This is a genomic window from Dyella sp. EPa41 (assembly GCF_016586165.1).
Lineage (GTDB): Bacteria > Pseudomonadota > Gammaproteobacteria > Xanthomonadales > Rhodanobacteraceae > Dyella.
On sequence record NZ_BCPR01000011.1, the window covers coordinates 67,529 to 85,290 of the forward strand.

The following is a 17,762-nucleotide window of genomic DNA, read 5'->3' on the forward strand; positions in this document are numbered from 1 at the left end:
GTGCTCAAACCCGCGCCGCACTGCAGCAACCACGACATTTCCTCACATGTCGCCGTGCTATACCGGCCCCGGATTCACTGACCATGCGCGACAGCATGGGGAGCGAGGCCATGAAGGTCGCGATCGGGTTCAAGGCGCACTCTGGCTGGGCCGCCGCCGTGGCGGTGGGACTGCAGGGCGAACACCCCCATCTGGTCGACCGGCAGCGACTTGCCCTGGTGGACACCCGCAACGCCACCTGGGCCCGGCAGCCCTACCACGCCGCCGAAGGGATGACGGCGAGCCGGGCCGAGGCGCTGGTCCAGCGCGGCATCGCCGCCGCAAGAAAAGCCTCCGCCAGTTGCGTGGATCGCTGGGTGCAGCAGCTGCGCGAGGCCGGCCACGATATCGCCGGGGGCACCGTGCTGACAGCGCCGCCCATGCCGGCCTGGACCACCGCGCAGATCCTCGCCGTGCATATCCGCATGCACCAGGCCGAAGGAAAGCTGTTTCCCGATGCCCTGGCCGCCGCCGTGGCCGCCTGCGGCCTGCCGCTCGGGCTGATTCCCGAGCGCGCCCTGGACCAGCTGGAACCCGACGCCTGCCCCTGGTCCGAAGACATCGCCACGATGGGCAGATGGGCCGGCCCGCCCTGGGGAGCCGACCAGAAACATGCCGCCATGGCGGCCCTGGTGATCTTTGGCGCACGTCTGCACTGAGGGCCTGCCGCCTTCACAACTCGGTCATTACCTGGGCGCATACTGGCCCTCCGCAAGAACAGGGAGGGGGCACGATGCATGTCATCGCCGAACTGGAGCAGCGCCTGCGTGATTCGCGTCGCCTGATGGCGCTGGAAGAAGAGCACCTGCGCCGCGTGCGCGAGGCCGGGCTGGACAGCTCGGATGCCGAATGGCTGCTGGAGCTGCGCCGGCGCTACATCGAACGCCTGGAAAGCCGCCACGACCATATCGTGACGCGGCGCGTGACGGCCCATGCGAATACCAATGTCCCGCTGTCGACGGTCAGGGACGAGGAACTGCCGCCCCCACGAGCCAGGCCCAGGCACCCTGTGCCGTAAGCCCGCAATGGCGTCGCGCTAGCGCGACAGGCGCCTGGGATCGAGCATCTCGGCCGTGATGCCGGCAGCCTGCAGGTGCCCCGGCAGGGGCCGGCCCAGCGCGAGATGGGCGCAGGCTTCGCCCATCGCAGCCGACGTCTGGATGCCGTAGCCGCCCTGCGCCGCCACCCAGAAGAAATCGCGGACATCCGGCGCGAAGCCGCCCACCAGATCGCCATCGGCCACGAACGAACGCAGCCCCGCCCACGTCCGCGTGGGCCGGCGGATGGTCATCGTGGTGGCTTGCTCGATGCGATGGATGCCCATCGCGATGTCGAGTTCTTCGGGCTGCACGTCGTGCGGTGGCACCGGATCGGCGTTCGCGGGGCAACCCATGAGCAGGCCGGCATCGGGCTTGAAGTAGAAGGTCTCTTCCACATCCATCACGAACGGCCAGTGCGCGGTTTCCACCTGCGGCGGCGGTTCGAACAGAAACGCCGATCGGCGCCGGGGCTGGATGCCGATCGGCGCCACGCCGGCCAGCGCCGCCACTTCGTCCACCCATGCGCCCGCCGCGTTCACCAACAGCGGCGCCCGGAACGATTCGTCGCCCGCATCCACGAACCAATGGCCCGGGCCGCGCTCGATGGAACGGACATCCACGTTGGCGCGCAGCTTGCCGCCGCGTGCGCGCAGGCCTCGCAGGAAACCCTGGTGCAGTTCGTTGACGTCGATGTCCGCGGAGCCGGGTTCGAACAGGCCGATCTCCGCCGCTTCCGGGCGCAGCACGGGCACCCTTCCCCGCAGCCACGCGCCATCGACCATGCGCACGCCATCGCCGAGCGGCGCCATCTCTTCGTACATCGATTGCACGGCATCGGCCTGGTCGCCGTTGCCGATGATCACCGTGCCACGCGGCGACAGGATCGGATGGTTGGCGAAACCTTCCGGCGGACGCTCGAGGAATGGCCGGGTCGCTCGCGACAATGCGCGCACCTGTGCCGAACCATAGGTCTCGGAGAACAAGGCGGCGGAGCGCCCGGTCGAATGCACGCCCGCATGCTGCTCGCGCTCAAGCACCACCACGCGCGCGTGGGGCGCCATGAAGTAGGCGACCGAAGCACCGGCCATGCCGGCGCCGATGACGATGACGTCGGCTTCGTTAATCGTGCTCATGCATGGTCCGTAGCGGTTTGATGCGCCACCACGCTGGTGGCGGCAAGGTCGGCCGTGACGTTGCCCAGCGTGGCCAGCGCATCCGGCAGCGCATCGACAGCGAGCATCAGGCCCAGCGGGCCGACCGGCACGCCCATCGCCTGCGCCACCGGGAGGTTGGTCGCCATGAAGCTCACGGCGCCCGGCAGGCCCACCGAGCCGAGGCTGATCACCACGGCCAACAGAGCCGCCGCGGCGAGCTGGGCGGCGCCGACGTCGATGCCATAGGCCCACGCGATGAAGCACGCGGATACCACGTACTGCACGGGGCTGGTCAGGCGAAACAGGCTCACCGCCATGGGTAGCACCAGCGCATTGACTTGCGGGGGATAGCCGAGCCGGCGCCCGGCGCTTTCCAGCATCGCAGGCAACGATGCCAGCGACGACTGCGTGCTGGCCGCCACGATCTGCGCCGGCACCAGCGCGGGCACGAAACGGCGCAGCGTCTCGCCACCCCAGAAGATCGCGACCGGCAGCATCAGCAGCGTCACGGCGATGTACAACAGGCACTCCACCAGCACGTAGATCCCCAGCGCGCTGAGCATGTGCAGGCCGGCGCGTGCGCATACCGCGAGGATGAGCGCGAACACGCCCAGCGGCGCCACCCACAGTACCCAGCGCACGATCACGATCATGGTGTCGGCGATGGCCTGGAAGAAGTTGATCACCAGCTGGCGCCGTTCCGCATCGATCCGTGTAAGACCGAAGCCGAAGAACAGCGCGAACACCACCAGCGGCAGCATCGCGCTCTGTGCCGCCGCCATGATCGCGTTGGAAGGCACGATGCCGTTGAACCATTCCGCCCAGCCCACGCCGGCCGCTGCCGGCGCCGCATGCGTGGCGACGGCGCTGTCCAGCGCGCGGGCCAGCTCGGCGTTGTGCGGGAACAGCGAGAACAGGCGCGGAGCCGTTGCCGCCGCGAACAGTGCGCCGCCGACCAGGATGAGGATGAAGGCCACGATCGCGCGCCGGGCGATGCGGCCCGAGGCGGCGGCGTCACTGGCCGTGTTCACCCCGACCACCACCAGCGCGAACACCAGTGGCACCACGGTCATCTGCAACGCGTTGAGCCATAGACGTCCAAACGGCTGCACCGCATCGGCCACCTGCACCGCATGCTCCGGCTGCCATGCCGCCAGCGCCAGGCCACCCAAGGCGCCCAGCGCGAGGCCAATCAGCACCCTTGTCGTGGCGCTCAAGGCTGCTTGACCGGCGCGGGCAGGTGCCAGGTGGCCGCGAGGCGACGGTAGGCGTCCTGCGGCAACAGCACGAACACGGGCTGGTCTTCCGGCTTGAGCCAGGCGAGCAGGCCACGCATGGCGGATTCCGGCATCGCGGTGCAGCCCGCGGTGGCATCGGTGGGCGACTTCCACAGGTGCGCGAAGATGCAGCTGCCGCCGCCCGTCTTGCCCTGCGCGTTCTGCTCGATCACGAAGCCGAGCTTGTAACGCTGGTCGCCGTCCATGTGCAGGTCGCGGCGCATCGGCTCGCTGGAACCGGCGACCGCCTTGTCGCCCACCTTCTTCGCATCGACGATCTGGTTGTAGTACGGCGAGCCATCGACGTCGACGCACCAGTCGCTCACCTGCATCGCGTGGTAGGGCATGTGCGTGTCCACGTGTTCGGCATAGCCGAAGATCGGGCCGATGCGGAATACGCCCGCGGTGGCACGGCCGTCGCCCTCGTGCTTTTGCGGCCCGTCCGTTTGCGGCGCGTTGAGGCCCAGCCCCCAGGCCGCACCCGAGCGGCCGACGGTGACATCCTGCGCTTCGCCCACGGCCTTCCACGCGCTGCCGTCGCGTTCGTAGGTGCGCAGCACGCCATGGTCGGCATTCCAGTCCGGCGTCACCACCAGCACCATCTGCTTCGATGGCTGCCAATGGGCGTCGGCCTGCGCGGCGGTCGCCTGCCCGGCGACGTAGGCCGCGGCGCCCACGCTTAGCACGAACAGGGCGTGGACTAGGAAGTGGCGATGCGCAGGCTTCATGGGATTCCGGTATCGATGCGAAGTGGCTAGGGTTCCAGCGCTTGCTGGACGCGTTCCAGGTTGGCCAGCAGTTGCACATGGCGTTGCTCGTCGCCCTCGCACAGCTGCACGAACACGCGATCGAGCAGGTGCTGCAGCGCCGACTGGTACAACACGGGCTGGATGTACGGGCGGTCGTCGTGCGCCGACACCAGCAGCGCGAGATCGGCCAGGGCGCGCAATGGGTTCGACGTGTGGCGCGTCACCGAGATCAACAGGCCGCGGCGCTCGCGAAAGAAACGCCCGATCTTGCACAACGCCGGATGGCCGCCCTGCTCGGAAAACACCAGCAGCACGTCGCCCGCGCCCGCGGCCGACACGCTCGCCGCCATCCGCGGGGCATCGAAGTTGTGCACGCTGGGGATGCCCAGCAGCGACAGCCGCAAGGCGAAACTGCGCGCATAGATGTCGTCGTCGCCCAGGCCGATCATGAAGACCTTGCCCTTGCAGCCCGCCGCCGCAATCGCGTCGGCCACGGCCTGCAGGGTTTCCTGGGAGTTGATCAGGCGCGTTTCCTCTTCGGCCTCGGACTTGCGCCGCCAGAGTTCCGTGGCGCGCAATTGGGTCTCGCTGCCGCGCGCCTCGGTGGCCACCTCGCCCGCATCGCCGCTGTCGGCGCGGGCGATCGCTTCGCCGACCGAATATTTCAGGTCCGGATAGCCCTTGAAGCCCAGCTTCTGCGTGAACTTCACCACGCTGGACTGGCTGATGCCCAGCGCGTTCGCCAGTTGCTGCGAGGAGTAGTCGCGCAGCAGCTGGGCGTTTTCCAGGATGAAATCGGCGATGCGCCGCTCGACCGCCGACATCTGGTCGCGTTCGGAGCGGATTTTCACCAGGGATGACATGTCAGTCGCTCAGCTTTTCCAGGCCACGGATCTCCCGGATTCCCAATCCGGGCGCGTCGGTGACCGAGATCTCCGACTCGTTGAAGATCACGCCCCCGTCGACGGGGTTGTACTGGCACAGCGAAGGGCCGTCCAGATCCACCTTGGTGATCACCGCCGACTTGGCCACGGCCACGTGCACCGCCGCCGCCACGCTGATGCTGGTTTCCAGCATGCAACCGATCATGCATTCCACGCCGTACATGGCCGCGATGTCCGCGATGCGGATCGCGTTGGAGATGCCGCCGGTCTTCATCAGCTTGATGTTGATGATGTCGGCCGCGCGCATCTGGATGAGGTCGATGACTTCCATCGGGCCGAACACGCTCTCGTCGGCCATGATGGGGGTGTGCACGCGCTCGGTGACGTAGCGCATGCCTTCCAGGTCGCGCGCCTTCACCGGCTGCTCCACCAGCTCCAGCCGCACGCCGGCATCCTCCAGCGTCTGCAGCGCGTAGACGGCCTGCTTGGCGGTCCAGCCCTGGTTGGCGTCCAGGCGCAGCAGCGCGCGGTTCTCCACCGCGGCGTAGATCGCCTTGACGCGCTCGATGTCGACGCCGATGTCCTTGCCCACCTTGATCTTCAGCGACTCGAAGCCGCGCTCCACCGCGCTGATCGAATCGGCCACCATCTTGTCGATGTAGTCCACGCTGATGGTGATGTCGGTGGTGATCACCGGATCGCCACCGCCCAGCAGCTTGTACAGCGGCGCGTTGTACAGCTGGCCCCACAGGTCGTAGATGGCGATTTCCACCGCCGCCTTGGCGCTGGTGTTCTTCTCCATCGAACTCTGGATCAGCTGCGTCAAGCGGTTGAGGTCGGCGATGTCCTGGCCGATCAGGCGCGGCGCGATGTAGTGGCGGATCGCATCGACGATCGAACCGTGGGTATCACCCGTGATCACGGCCGTGGCCGGCGCTTCGCCGTAACCCACGTGTCCGGTGTCGGCGTGCACCATCACCACGATGTCTTCGACCGTACCCACGGTGCGCAGCGCCGTCTTGAACGGCGTCTTCAAGGGCACCCGCAGCATGCCGAACTGGATGTCGGTGATCTTCATGATTGGGAGTCTGTCCTCATGGTTAAACTGTGCCGCGTTGCTCTGCCGTGGCCGTCAGGTGGTAGACCGTGGCGCCGCCCATGCTGGCTGCATGAGCAAGCCGCGGGCTGCCGCATGGCGGCCACGGCAGAGCAACCCGAAGGGCCGGGTCTGTTTGCCCGCGTCATCGCTCGGTCATGTATTGACATACATTCCCTCTCTCTTCCTTGTCCCCCGGGCAAACAGCTCCCGGCGCGGCACAGTTGAACCATGAGGACAGACTCCAGGAGGCTTCCTGTCTTCGAAAAGGAGAATGGAGGTGGGGCAACCGTCATGGATGGACGTGCACGATGCTGGTCATGCGGTCGACATAGCTGTGCTTGCCGTCCCACATGAGCGGCAGCAGCGGTGTCACCGACACTTCGTTGAGCTTGACCCGGCGCATCGCGCCACTGCCGTCGAGGTAGCTGATGCCGCCGGTGTCGTGGATGACATAGGGCGCGCCGTTGAGCTTGCCGATCACCATCATCACGTGGCCGGGGATATAGACCAGGTCACCGATGTCGAGCGCCAGCGCGGCCTTCATGCGCACGTCGTGGCTGTCCTTGTCGGTGAACGCCCGGTGCGCCAGCGCCGGGCTGATTGCCTGCTTGCTGGTGTTGCGCGGCATCTGCACGCCCATGCTGCGGTAGACGTCCGACACGAAGCCGCTGCAGTCGCGTCCGTCGTAGGCGTGGCCCCAGCCATAACGCTCGCCCAGGAACTTGAAGCCCTGGCGAATGATGTTGGCCCCGGTCAGCGGCAGGTAGCTGTCACTGGTGTCGGCCACGCGCTGCACCAGCGCGGGCGAGAAAGCGAGCTTGCCCTCGGCGCCCTGCAGCGGCAGCTCGATGACATGGGACGCGTAGGCCGACTGGCCGTTCACCGGCTGGTCGGCCGGATGATCGGCCAGCACCGGCACGGCAATGCCCATGTCCAGCTGCAATTGCGAAACACCTGGCTGCTCGGGAGTGAATACCGTGGCGACGTTGTCGCCGGTGACGATGCGCACCGGCGTCTTGCCCGCGTAGCCGAACACTTCGGCGGCCGAACCTTCCGCCACGTTCTCGCGGCGCGTCCACGCGGCGTAGCGCGGGCTCACCACGAACAGCCATTGGCCGTCGCGGCTTTCATGCGCAATCACCACGGGCGTGCCGGGGAATTCCGCGGTTTCCTGGAACCGGTCGATGTCGTGGTCGTCGGTGGACGTGAACACCCGCATGTCGGTGGGGAACGTGCGCAACGCGGCACGCTGCACCACCAGGCCATAGCGCGTGGGCTGCTGCGGCGGCACGCGATCCAGCGCGAGCTGATCGGTGACCTCCTGCTTGAGCGTGGCGGGCACCGGCTTGCCGTTGGCGTCGTACAGCGGCTTGGAGGGGTATTGCGAGAGGTCCTTGATCCAGCCCTCGACCTTTGCCCGGTCGAGCGCGGCCGGCAGCGCCTTCAGGTCGTGCATGGAAGGATCGATCTGCATCACCTTGGCGTTCTGCGCCTGGATCGCCGACGCGTCCATCAGCACGCGATCGGGCTGCGCCAGCTGCTTGATCCAGAAATCCGCGGTGAGCATCGCGTTGTTGCTGATGCCGATGACGCCCGAAGGCGGCACGGGAACCGCATCCGGCCCCTTGTCGGCCATCGCCGGCGCGGCGACCAGGCTGGCGGCGAATACGAAGGCAATGCTGGGCATGATTCGCATGACGACTCCTACGCAATGGCCAGCGACGACATCACCGACGCCACCAGCAGACCGAACGCGGTACCGAGGATATAGCCGAGCAACGCCAGCAGGATGCCCACCGGCACCAGCGAGCGCGAATAGCTGGCCGCGAGAATGGGCGTCGCCGCCACGCCGCCGATGCAGGCGAGCGAGGAGATGCCGCACAGGTAGAGATCGAAATGGAACACGCGCGCGGCGAGCGCCAGCAGCACGGCGTGGATCGCGATGATGCTGATGCCGCACATCAGGTAGAGCGGCGCCGAACCGATGCCTTCGAAGTTGCTCTGCGAAGCCAGCACCGCCACCACGCTGATCAGCATGGCGCTGGAAATCGTGCCGGCGCCCGCGAAGCGGGCCAACGGCGTCTGCGCCGCGACCAGGCCGAAGCCGGTGGCCAGCATGATGGTCCACGTGGTGGGCGACACCATGTCGGTGGTCGGCAACCGATCGGCCAGCCATGCCGAGAAAGCGCCTACCAGCAGGGCCATGCCCAGCCAGAGCAACACGTTCTCCGGCGTGGTCGGGCCATGGCTGCGGGTCTCCTCCACCACCATGTCCGCGCTCGACTTGGCCCGCGTCCAGCGATTGAAGCTCGTCGCCAGGCGGCCCAGGCCAAACAGCACCACCACCCACATGGAGTAGCACAGCGCGTCAGTGAGCAATGACATGGCCAGCAGCCGATCCGGCATGCCAATAGCCTGTTTCACCGCCACCATGTTCGCCGTTCCACCGACCCAGCTGCCGGAAAGCGCCGCCAGCGGTTGCCAGGCGTTGCCCGACAGCCAGTAGCGGAACATCAGGAAGGTCGCGATGAACGCCACGAACAGGCAGACCATCGTGACGAAGAACACCGCCAGCACGCGCGGCCCCAGCCTCAGGATCGCCAGCAGGTCGCAGTTGATCATCAGCAGGAACAGCAAGGCCGGCACCATGTGCCCGATCAACATGGTCTGCGCGCCACGGATCTCCTCGTTCACCTGCCACAGGCCGGTCACGGCGAGCGCGGTGACCAGCAGGTAGGTGAGCACGATGGGCGGCAGCACCTCGAAGAACCGCCACCGGAAACGCCGCTCCAGAGCGGGAAACAGGCCCGCCGCCAGCAACATGACAGCGAGATAAGGCCAGGCCGTGTGGATCATGCGTCCCCTCTGGTTCCCCTGATCGCCTGCCATGGAATATCTAATTCAGGCAGGTTTCGTTCGAAGCATAAATTATTGACCACTGATTGCAAGCGTGCTACACAACGATGGTGTCGCCATTTCTTGCGAGGGGAGTTGCAGTGAAGATGGCCAGGCCTTTCATGATCTTGCGGACCCGACGCGCCCTCCCGGCCGCGCTCGCCCTTGCCTGTCTGCTGGCTGTCGGCACGCCCTGCGCATCGACGGCTCCCTCGCCCGTGCAGCATGCCATTGCGCTCATCGATGCGGGGCAGTTCAAGTCAGCTGACGCCGACATTACGAAGGCGCTGGCCGAGCCGGGGCTTCCGGCAAGCACACGCGACGAGCTGCTGTTCCAGCGCGAACGGATGCGTCGCATCCTGATCGACTTCACCCTGGACGCCGATGCCGCCAAGGCCCGCATCCGCAAGCAGGTGCCCGACCTCAGCGACGCCGAGTTCACCCGCTGGGACCAGCAGGGCCTGCTCGAACACATGGTGATCGATGGGCGCACGCTCTACTTCAAGCGCGCGCCGAACAACCTGTTCCTGCTCAGCAAGGAAGCCGCGGCACGACGCAGCAAGCCGGCGCCGTCGAACGACGATCCGATGGAAACGCTCAACGCGCACCATCGCGCCGCGCGTGCCGAGTCGCTCGTCACGCATCGCACGAGCGTCACCCCCAACCACGTGCGCGTGACCGAAACGGTGACGGTCGATGCGGATGCGGTGCCGGCCGGCGAAACCATCCGCGCCTGGCTGCCCTTCCCCCGCGAACTGCCCGGCCAGCAGGAGCAGGTGCGGCTGGTCGACAGCCAGCCTTCGGGGGCGAACGTGGCGCCGGCCGCCACCATGCAGCGCACCGCCTATCTGGAAAGGAAGGCCGAAGCGGGCAAGCCGACGACGTTCGCCGTCACCTACGAACTCACCATCTACGCCCAGTACCACGACATCGACGCCAACAAGGTGGTGGCCGCGAAGCTCACGCCCGAGCTGAAGCCCTTCGTGGAAGAGCGCGCGCCGCACATCGTGTTCACCGACGACCTGCGTGCGTTCTCGCGCAAGGTGGTAGGGGACGAGAAAAACCCGTATCGCATCGCGCAGAAGCTGTTCGCCGCGGTGGACCAGATTCCTTGGGCCGGCGCGCGCGAATACTCGACCATCAGCAACCTCAGCGACTACACGCTGCACGCCGGCCACGGCGACTGCGGCGAACAGACCATGCTGCTGATCACGCTGCTGCGCCTCAACGGCATTCCCGCCCGCTGGCAATCGGGCTGGATCTTCTCGGACGGCAAGTACAACAACATCCACGACTGGGGCCAGCTCTATCTGGCGCCCTACGGCTGGGTGCCGATGGACGTGACGTTCGGCCAGCTGCATCCGGGCCAGGGGGACGACCCGGCGCTGCAATGGTTCTACCTGGGCGGACTCGACGCCTACCGCATCGCCTTCAACAGCGATTTCAGCCAGCCCTTCGTGCCGCCCAAGCAGCACTTCCGCTCCGAGACGGTGGATTCGCAACGCGGCGAACTCGAATGGCGCCGCGGCAATTTGTATTTCAACCAGTGGGACTACGACTTCACTTGGCAGCTTCTGCCCGTGCCTGAGCGCACCGGCAGGTAAGCCGCTTTTTTACGTCAACGACGACAAGAACCGGGGGAGAACGGGGAGATGGGTAGTCGGCATTTTCGAAGGACCGTGCTGTGCATGGCGCTTGGGCTTGGCTTGGCCTCGATGGCCGCGCCCCGGGCTTACGCAGGTAACAACGACGGCACGGTGGTAGGACACACCGAAGCCGGCGCCGTGGTCACCATCAACAATGCGCAGACCGGTTTCTCGCGCACGGTGACCGCCGATGCAAAAGGCAACTACCGCATTTCGTTCCTGCCGGTGGGCGACTACGTGCTTTCGGTCGCCAAGGACGGCAAGGAACTCGTCGCGCCGGCCAACGTCACCGTCACGCTGGGCAACGCCACCACCGTTAACCTCGGCGGCAACGCGCAGAACCTCGATGCGGTGAACGTGACCGGCACCGCGATCATCACCGCCGTGGATGTCACCTCGACCGAGTCGGCCACCAATATCTCGCGCGAAGAACTGCGCCGCCTGCCGGTGGACCAGACGCTTGCCTCCGTCGCGCAGCTCGCGCCCGGCGTGGTGAAGGGCTCCTCGTCGTTCGGCGGCCTCTCGTTCGGCGGCTCGTCGGTGGCCGAGAACGCCATCTACGTGAACGGCCTCAATGTCACCGACTTCTACAACCGCAACGGCTACTCCGAGGCACCGTTCAACTTCTACCAGGAATTCCAGGTCAAGACCGGCGGCTACTCGGTGGAGTTCGGCCGCACCACCGGTGGCGTGATCAACGCCGTGGCGCGCTCGGGCACCAACGAGTTCCACAGCGGCGTGGAGCTGACCATGGAGCCGGGCGCGTGGCACTCCGAAGCGGAGGACCGCTACGACAGCAGCGGCAACCGCTACCTTACCGCCAGCAAGGACCGCGATTCGTTGATGAAGACGAACGTGTGGGCGTCGGGCCCGATCGTGAAGGACAAGCTGTTCTTCTTCGCCATGTACGAAGCGCGCGGCGAGTCGCCCCGCAACACGAACGACGAAGGCACCGCGCTCACCAGCAACCGCGCCAACCCCGGCTTCTGGGGCACCACGATCGACTGGCGCATCAACGACAGCAACCTGCTCTCGCTGATGGCCTTCTCGGACAAGGACAAGAACACCGGCACGGTCTACAACTACGACTACGCCACCGATACCATCGGCGCCAAGACCAACGAGATCTACACCGACACCGGCGGCAAGAACTGGTCGCTGGCCTACACCAACTACTTCACCGACAACCTGTCGATGAAAGTGCTGTACGGCGAGAACCGCCGCGAATCGTTCACCCGTTCGCTGGCTGACATCGAGTGCAACCACGTCGCCGCCGAAAACGCCGTCGCCAAGCCGGGCGTGCCGCTGGGCTGCACCACCAGCACCTCCGTCTCCAAGCGCAACGACCTGCGCAAGGAAGGCCGCGTCGACTTCGAGTGGAAGCTGGGCGACCACCTGCTGCGCTTCGGCTACGACCACGAGGACGACGATTCCGATTACGCCCGCCGCTATCCGGGTCCGGGTGCGATCTACTACAACGTGTATGCCGCCACGCCGGGCTCGTCGATTCCCAACCCCAACGGCGGCGGCATCATCCCCGCGGGCTACAACGGCTACGTGCGCGCGCGTCGCTACGAGATTTCCGGCAACTTCGACACCACCAACGACGCCTTCTACCTCGAGGACAACTGGCAGGTCACGCCCAACCTGCTGTTGAACGCCGGCATCCGCCGCGACGGCTTCGACAACATGGACGCCGCCGGCCACAGCTACATCAAGATGGACAACATGTGGGCGCCGCGCTTCGGCTTCTCGTGGGACATGAAGGGTGACGGCACCACCAAGATCTACGGCAACCTGGGCCGCTACTACCTGCCCGTCGCCAACGTCATCAACATCAAGCAGGCCGGCGGCCTGCTGGACGAGCGCACCTACTACGCGTTCGGCGGCTGGCAGACGCTTACCGACGCGAACGGCAACCCGTACGCCATGCCCATCCTCGGGCCGCAACTGGGCGGCGTGGACACCTCGCAGGGCAATGGCAAGGTCGGCGACCTGCGCTCGGAAGTCGACCACGACATGGACCAGGTCTACCAGGACGAGTTGATCCTGGGCTTCCAGCAGATGATCAACGACAAGTGGTCGTGGGGCGTCAACGGCACCTACCGCAAGCTGCACAACGCCATCGACGACATGGAGATCAGCGCGACCGGCAAGTGCGGTCCGGACGGCTATATCGGCTGGGTGATGGCCAACCCCGGCAAGAAGGTCACCGTATGGGGCGACACCAACTGCGACGGCACGCCGGACGGCTGGGTCACCGTGGATACGGCGAAGGAAGGCTGGGCGATGTACGATGCGGACGGCAACTATCTCGGCCAGCGTGGCTGGGTGAAGCCCAAGCGCACCTACACCGCGCTGGAGTTCCAGATCGACCGGGCATGGGACGAGAAGTGGGCCTTCAATGCGTCCTACGTGCTCTCGTGGAACCGCGGCAACGCGGAAGGCCCGGTCAACTCCGACACCGATTTCGACGACACCGGCCGCACCGAGAACTTCGATAACCCATGGGTGAACTTCGGCGGCGACGGCTACCTGCCCAACGATCGCCGCCATCAGATCAAGATGCGCGGCACCTATGCCATTACGCCGAACTGGCAGGTGGGCGGCGATCTCAACATCGCCTCCGGCGGCCCGATCACCGGCTTCGGCGTGGGCAACCCGTACGACGACACCAACTACCACAGCTACTTCATCTGCGTGGCCAACTGCGACTCGCCGCGCTCGGAAGACCGCGTGTACCAGTCGTCGCCGCGCGGCAAGTACGGCCGCATGCCGTGGACCTACAACCTCGGCGCCAGCCTCACCTACCTGCGCCCGCTGGGCGACAAGGGTCAGCTGCGCGTGAAGTTCGCCGTCTACAACCTGTTCAACGAGCAGCAGACCATCGCCGTGGACCAGGACCTGCAGACCACCATCTCCAACAGCACCAGCTCCACCTTCAAACAGCCACTACGCTTCCAGCAACCGCGTTTCGCCCAGCTCACCGTATCGGTCGATTTCTGATTTGACCGTCCCCGCCGGCGGCCCACCTCGTGTGGGCTGCCGCTTTTTCCGGACCACGACAACGGCAGCACCCGCATGAACATCGAAGCCGCTCCGCAGGACACCCGCACCGCATCACGCGTCGACGGCGTCGACCTGCAGGCGTTGGCCGGGCATGTGCCCACGCCGTTCCATGCGTACTCCGCCAGCACCATCCGCGACCGCATCAGTTCGCTTCAGCGCGCCCTGCACGGGCTGGACGCGCTGATCTGCTTCGCGGTCAAGGCCAATTCCAGCCTGGCCATCCTCAACCTGATGCACGAACACGGCGTGGGCGCCGACATTGTTTCCTCCGGCGAGCTGTGGCGTGCCCTGCGTGCGGGCATACCGCCCGAACGCATCGTGTTCTCCGGCGTGGGCAAGAGCGAGCAGGAGATCGCCGAGGCGCTGGCGGCGAAGATCCTGCGCTTCAACGTGGAATCGCACGACGAGCTGCTGACCCTGCAACGCCTGGCCGCTTCGCTGGACCTCACCGCGCACGCGGCCGTCCGCATCAACCCGGACGTGGATGCACTCACCCACGCCAAGATCTCCACCGGCAAGGCGGAAAACAAGTTCGGCGTCAGCATTGACGAAGCCCGGCGCTGGTTCGCCGAAAGGGAGATGCTGACCCATGTGCAACTGGATGGCCTGCACGTGCACATCGGCTCGCAGATCCTCAGCCTCGACCCCTATCGGGAGGCGTTCAAGCGCGTGGCGCAGTTCTGGCGCGAGCTGGAAGCGGCGGGCCACGCGATCGCCAGCATCGACGTGGGTGGCGGCCTGGGAGTGCGCTATCGCGAAGGGCACGATCATCCGGTGGATGCCGCGGCCTACGTGGCGGTGGTGCGCACCGCGCTCGAAGGCTTCCATGGCCGCCTGCTGTTCGAACCCGGTCGCTATCTGGTCGCCGACGCCGGCGTGCTGCTCACGCGCGTCATCCGCATCAAGCACGGCCAACATCGCAAGTTTTTGGTACTCGATGCAGCGATGAACGACTTGCAGCGGCCGAGCCTGTACGATGCCTGGCATGACATCGTGCCCGTGCATGGGGAGACGCGAGCGATGACCGAGTACGACATCGTAGGCCCCGTCTGCGAAACCGGCGACACCTTCGCCCGCGCTCGCGCCATGCGCGAATGCGCGGCCGGCGACCTGTTGATGATCCGCACCACCGGCGCTTACGGCGCGTCCATGTCCTCCACGTACAACTCGCGTCCCCTCGCGGCCGAAGTGCTGCTCGACCGGGGCCGCTACGCCGTGGTGCGCCAACGCCAGAGTTTCGAAGACATGATCGCCGGCGAACAGCCGGCCCGACATTGGGAGACGGCATGAAAGGCATGAACATCCTCGGCAGCGCGATCATCCTGGCACTGGCTTTCGGCGGCACCGCGACGGCCGCGCAGCAGGATCCGCCGATCACGCTCGACACCCATGTGGACATTCCCTTCGGCCTGATGCACGACCCGCGCTTCGACGTGGGCAAGCAAACGCCCTTGCAGGTGGACCTGGACAAGATGAAGCGCGGCGGACTTGATGCGGTGTTCTTCATCGTCTACGTCGAGCAGGGCCCGCTGACGCCGGAAGGCTACAAGCATGCGATGGAACAGGCGAAGCAGAAGTACGACGCCATCGACCTGATGGTGCACACCTATCCCGATCGCATTGCGCTGGCCACGTCGCCGGCGCAGGTGCGCGCCAACAAGGCCGCGGGCAAGCTGTCGGCGATGATCGGCGTCGAGAACGGCTATTCGCTGGGACACGACATCAAGAACCTCGACGAGGCGTACAAGCGGGGCGCGCGCTACGTCGGCCTGGCGCACATGGGCAACAACGACCTGTGCACCAGCTCGACGCCCGAGGCGAGCCTGGGCGATACGCCGCTGCCCGAGTACGGCCTCACCGATTTCGGGCGCGCCGTGGTCAAGCGCGACAACGAGCTGGGCATCATGGTCGATGTCTCTCACTCGTCCGACCCCTGCGTACGCGATGTGCTGGCGCTGTCCAGCGCGCCCGTCATCGCCTCGCATTCCGCGGCGCGTGCGCTCGACAACCATCCGCGCAATCTTTCCGATGAACTGCTGCGCGCCATCGCCGCCAAGGGGGGCGTCATCCAGGTCGTCGGCGTGCAGGACTTCATCCGGCTCGACCCGGCCCGCCAGCTGGCGCAGAAGGCGCTGCAGGCGCAGGTCGCCAAGCAGGCTGGCGACAAGGAATTCGACAGCGAGAAACACGAATACCTGCCCGCCTACATCGAAGGCATGAAGCGCATCGATGCCGCGCTCCCGCCGCCGACCGTCGATGACTACGTCAAGCACGTGAAACACATCGTCGACGTCGCCGGCATCGATCACGTGGGCATCGCCTCGGACTTCGACGGCGGCGGTGGCCTCGCCGGCTGGAACGATGCGACGCAGACGCGCAATCTCACCGCCGCCCTGCGGCACGCCGGCTTCAACGACCAGGACATCGCCAAGATCTGGGGCGGCAACCTGCTGCGCGTGTGGGGTGAGGTGGAACAACACGCCGCCGCAAGCCATGGAAAGCACTGACCGCGCGGCGACGCGACGGGGACACGCGCGGCGCGTTGCCGCCGCGATGCTGGGCGCCACGCTTGCCACATCGGCGTTCGCCGCCCGGCCGGACCCCAAGCTCGATGCCCTGGTCGATACGGTGGCCGCGCGTTATCACCTCGCGGGCGTGGCCGTCGGCGTGATCGACCACGGCGAGGTCGTCTATACGCGCACGAAAGGCGAGCGCCGCGCGGGTACCGGCGAAGCCATCGACGAAAGCACCTTGTTCAAGATCGCCTCCAACAGCAAGGCGATGACCAGCACCCTGCTCGCCCGCCTCGTGCAGGAGGGCAAGCTGCGCTGGGATGACCCCGTGCGCAAGTACCTGCCCGAGTTCCGCATGAACGATCCCTGGGTCACCGAGCACATGCAGGTGGGCGACCTGCTCACGCATCGCAGCGGCCTGCGCGAGGGCGCGGGCGACCTGATGCTGTGGCCGGAACCCAATGCATTCACGCGACAGGACATCCTGCACGGGCTTGCCTATCTCAAGCCGGCCTACAGTTTTCGCGCGGGTTATGCGTACGACAACCTGCTCTATGTGATCGCCGGCGAAGTGGCCGCCGCGGCGGGGCACGACAGTTACGACCGGCTCCTGCGCCGCGAGGTGTTCGAACCGCTGGGCCTTTCGCGCTGCCAGATCGGCCAGTGGAACCGCGACGCCGTAGGCAATGTCGCGCAACCGCATGCGTACGAGCACGGGCACAACGTGGTCGTCAACGCAGACGATGCGAACGTGCCCGACATCACCTCCGCTGCGGCAGGCGGGGTGCGCTGCAGCCTCGACGACATGCTGACGTGGGCCCGCAACTGGCTGGTGCCCACGCCCGCGCAACTCGCCTGGTTGACGCCGGCGCAACGGCAGATCGTGTGGACGCCGTACACGCCGATGCCGATCTCCAAGCATCGCCGCGAATGGGACGGCACGCGGTTCTATGCCTATGGTTACGGCTGGCGCCTTGCCGACGTCGATGGCCAATTCACCGTGTCGCACACGGGCACGCTTTCGGGCATGTATTCGGCGATGGTGCTGCTGCCGAACCGGCAGTCGGGCTTCGTGGTGCTGATCAACAGCGAGGCGGAGGATGCGCGCACCGTGCTCATCGAAACACTTACCAAGCACTTCACCGCGCCCGCCGATGCGCGCGACGCGAACTGGTACGCCGGCCAGCTCGACGCCGATGCCTCGGCACCCGAACACAAGGCGCCCGAGCCCGCCTCGCAGCCGGCGAGCGCGAAGGAACTCGCAGCGCAGCTGGGCCAATGGCGCGACCCGTGGTTCGGCGCGATCAAGCTATGCCCGCGAGACGGATCGGTGCGCTTCACCGCCGCCAAGTCGCCGCGCCTGGCGGGCACGGTGATGCGGACTGGCCAACGCTACC

Annotated in this window: 14 protein-coding genes; 7 read left to right on the forward strand and 7 right to left on the reverse strand. The window is 66.4% G+C overall.

Features of this window, described 5'->3' with window-relative positions; translation table 11 throughout:
- Positions 1 to 110 precede the first annotated feature (110 nt).
- Together JMF82_RS05910 and JMF82_RS05915 are read left to right on the forward strand one after the other, a co-directional pair.
- A complete protein-coding gene (locus JMF82_RS05910) occupies positions 111 to 698 on the forward strand; it encodes a hypothetical protein (protein WP_201313602.1) in 588 nt (195 codons plus the stop codon).
- Positions 699 to 772: 74 nt separating this feature from the next.
- On the forward strand, positions 773 to 1,057 hold the full coding sequence (locus JMF82_RS05915) for a hypothetical protein (RefSeq protein WP_201313603.1): 285 nt from the start codon (positions 773 to 775) through the stop codon (positions 1,055 to 1,057).
- An 18-nt stretch (positions 1,058 to 1,075) separates the two neighbouring features.
- Here the strand turns inward: JMF82_RS05915 and JMF82_RS05920 are convergent, their stop codons facing one another.
- The 7 genes from JMF82_RS05920 to JMF82_RS05950 form a co-directional block, all read right to left on the reverse strand.
- A complete protein-coding gene (locus tag JMF82_RS05920) occupies positions 1,076 to 2,212 on the reverse strand; it encodes an FAD-dependent oxidoreductase (protein WP_236585313.1) in 1,137 nt (378 codons plus the stop codon).
- Positions 2,209 to 3,450, reverse strand: a complete 1,242-nt coding sequence (locus JMF82_RS05925; protein WP_201313604.1) for a dicarboxylate/amino acid:cation symporter — start codon at positions 3,448 to 3,450, stop codon at positions 2,209 to 2,211. Before JMF82_RS05925 ends, JMF82_RS05920 begins: the two co-directional genes overlap by 4 nt.
- Positions 3,447 to 4,112, reverse strand: coding sequence for a L,D-transpeptidase family protein (locus JMF82_RS05930; RefSeq protein ID WP_201313616.1), 666 nt, complete (start codon positions 4,110 to 4,112; stop codon positions 3,447 to 3,449). The genes JMF82_RS05925 and JMF82_RS05930 overlap by 4 nt, the downstream gene beginning before the upstream one ends.
- Before the next feature lie 152 nt (positions 4,113 to 4,264).
- Complete coding sequence (locus JMF82_RS05935; RefSeq protein WP_201313605.1) at positions 4,265 to 5,122, reverse strand: MurR/RpiR family transcriptional regulator; 858 nt, start codon at positions 5,120 to 5,122, stop codon at positions 4,265 to 4,267.
- A 1-nt stretch (position 5,123) separates the two neighbouring features.
- Positions 5,124 to 6,221, reverse strand: a complete 1,098-nt coding sequence (locus JMF82_RS05940) for a dipeptide epimerase (RefSeq protein ID WP_201313606.1) — start codon at positions 6,219 to 6,221, stop codon at positions 5,124 to 5,126.
- A gap of 310 nt (positions 6,222 to 6,531) precedes the next feature.
- A complete protein-coding gene (locus tag JMF82_RS05945) occupies positions 6,532 to 7,938 on the reverse strand; it encodes an SH3 domain-containing protein (RefSeq protein WP_201313607.1) in 1,407 nt (468 codons plus the stop codon).
- An 8-nt stretch (positions 7,939 to 7,946) separates the two neighbouring features.
- Positions 7,947 to 9,098 (reverse strand): DUF819 family protein, encoded by a 1,152-nt coding sequence (locus JMF82_RS05950; protein WP_201313608.1) that lies wholly within the window; start codon positions 9,096 to 9,098, stop codon positions 7,947 to 7,949.
- Between the two features lie 140 nt (positions 9,099 to 9,238).
- Between JMF82_RS05950 and JMF82_RS05955 the strand changes: the two genes are divergently transcribed.
- The 5 genes from JMF82_RS05955 to JMF82_RS05975 form a co-directional block, all read left to right on the forward strand.
- A complete protein-coding gene (locus JMF82_RS05955; RefSeq protein ID WP_236585314.1) occupies positions 9,239 to 10,741 on the forward strand; it encodes a transglutaminase-like domain-containing protein in 1,503 nt (500 codons plus the stop codon).
- 48 nt (positions 10,742 to 10,789) lie between these two features.
- Complete coding sequence (locus JMF82_RS05960) at positions 10,790 to 13,789, forward strand: TonB-dependent receptor (RefSeq protein ID WP_201313610.1); 3,000 nt, start codon at positions 10,790 to 10,792, stop codon at positions 13,787 to 13,789.
- Between the two features lie 75 nt (positions 13,790 to 13,864).
- Positions 13,865 to 15,142: a diaminopimelate decarboxylase gene (gene lysA / locus JMF82_RS05965; RefSeq protein ID WP_201313611.1), complete on the forward strand. Its 1,278-nt coding sequence runs from the start codon at positions 13,865 to 13,867 to the stop codon at positions 15,140 to 15,142.
- A 5-nt stretch (positions 15,143 to 15,147) separates the two neighbouring features.
- Positions 15,148 to 16,359: a dipeptidase gene (locus tag JMF82_RS05970; protein WP_201313617.1), complete on the forward strand. Its 1,212-nt coding sequence runs from the start codon at positions 15,148 to 15,150 to the stop codon at positions 16,357 to 16,359.
- Positions 16,346 to 17,762 (forward strand): serine hydrolase domain-containing protein (locus JMF82_RS05975; protein ID WP_236585315.1); only part of this gene is annotated, 1,417 nt, incomplete at its 3' end. The genes JMF82_RS05970 and JMF82_RS05975, both read left to right, overlap by 14 nt.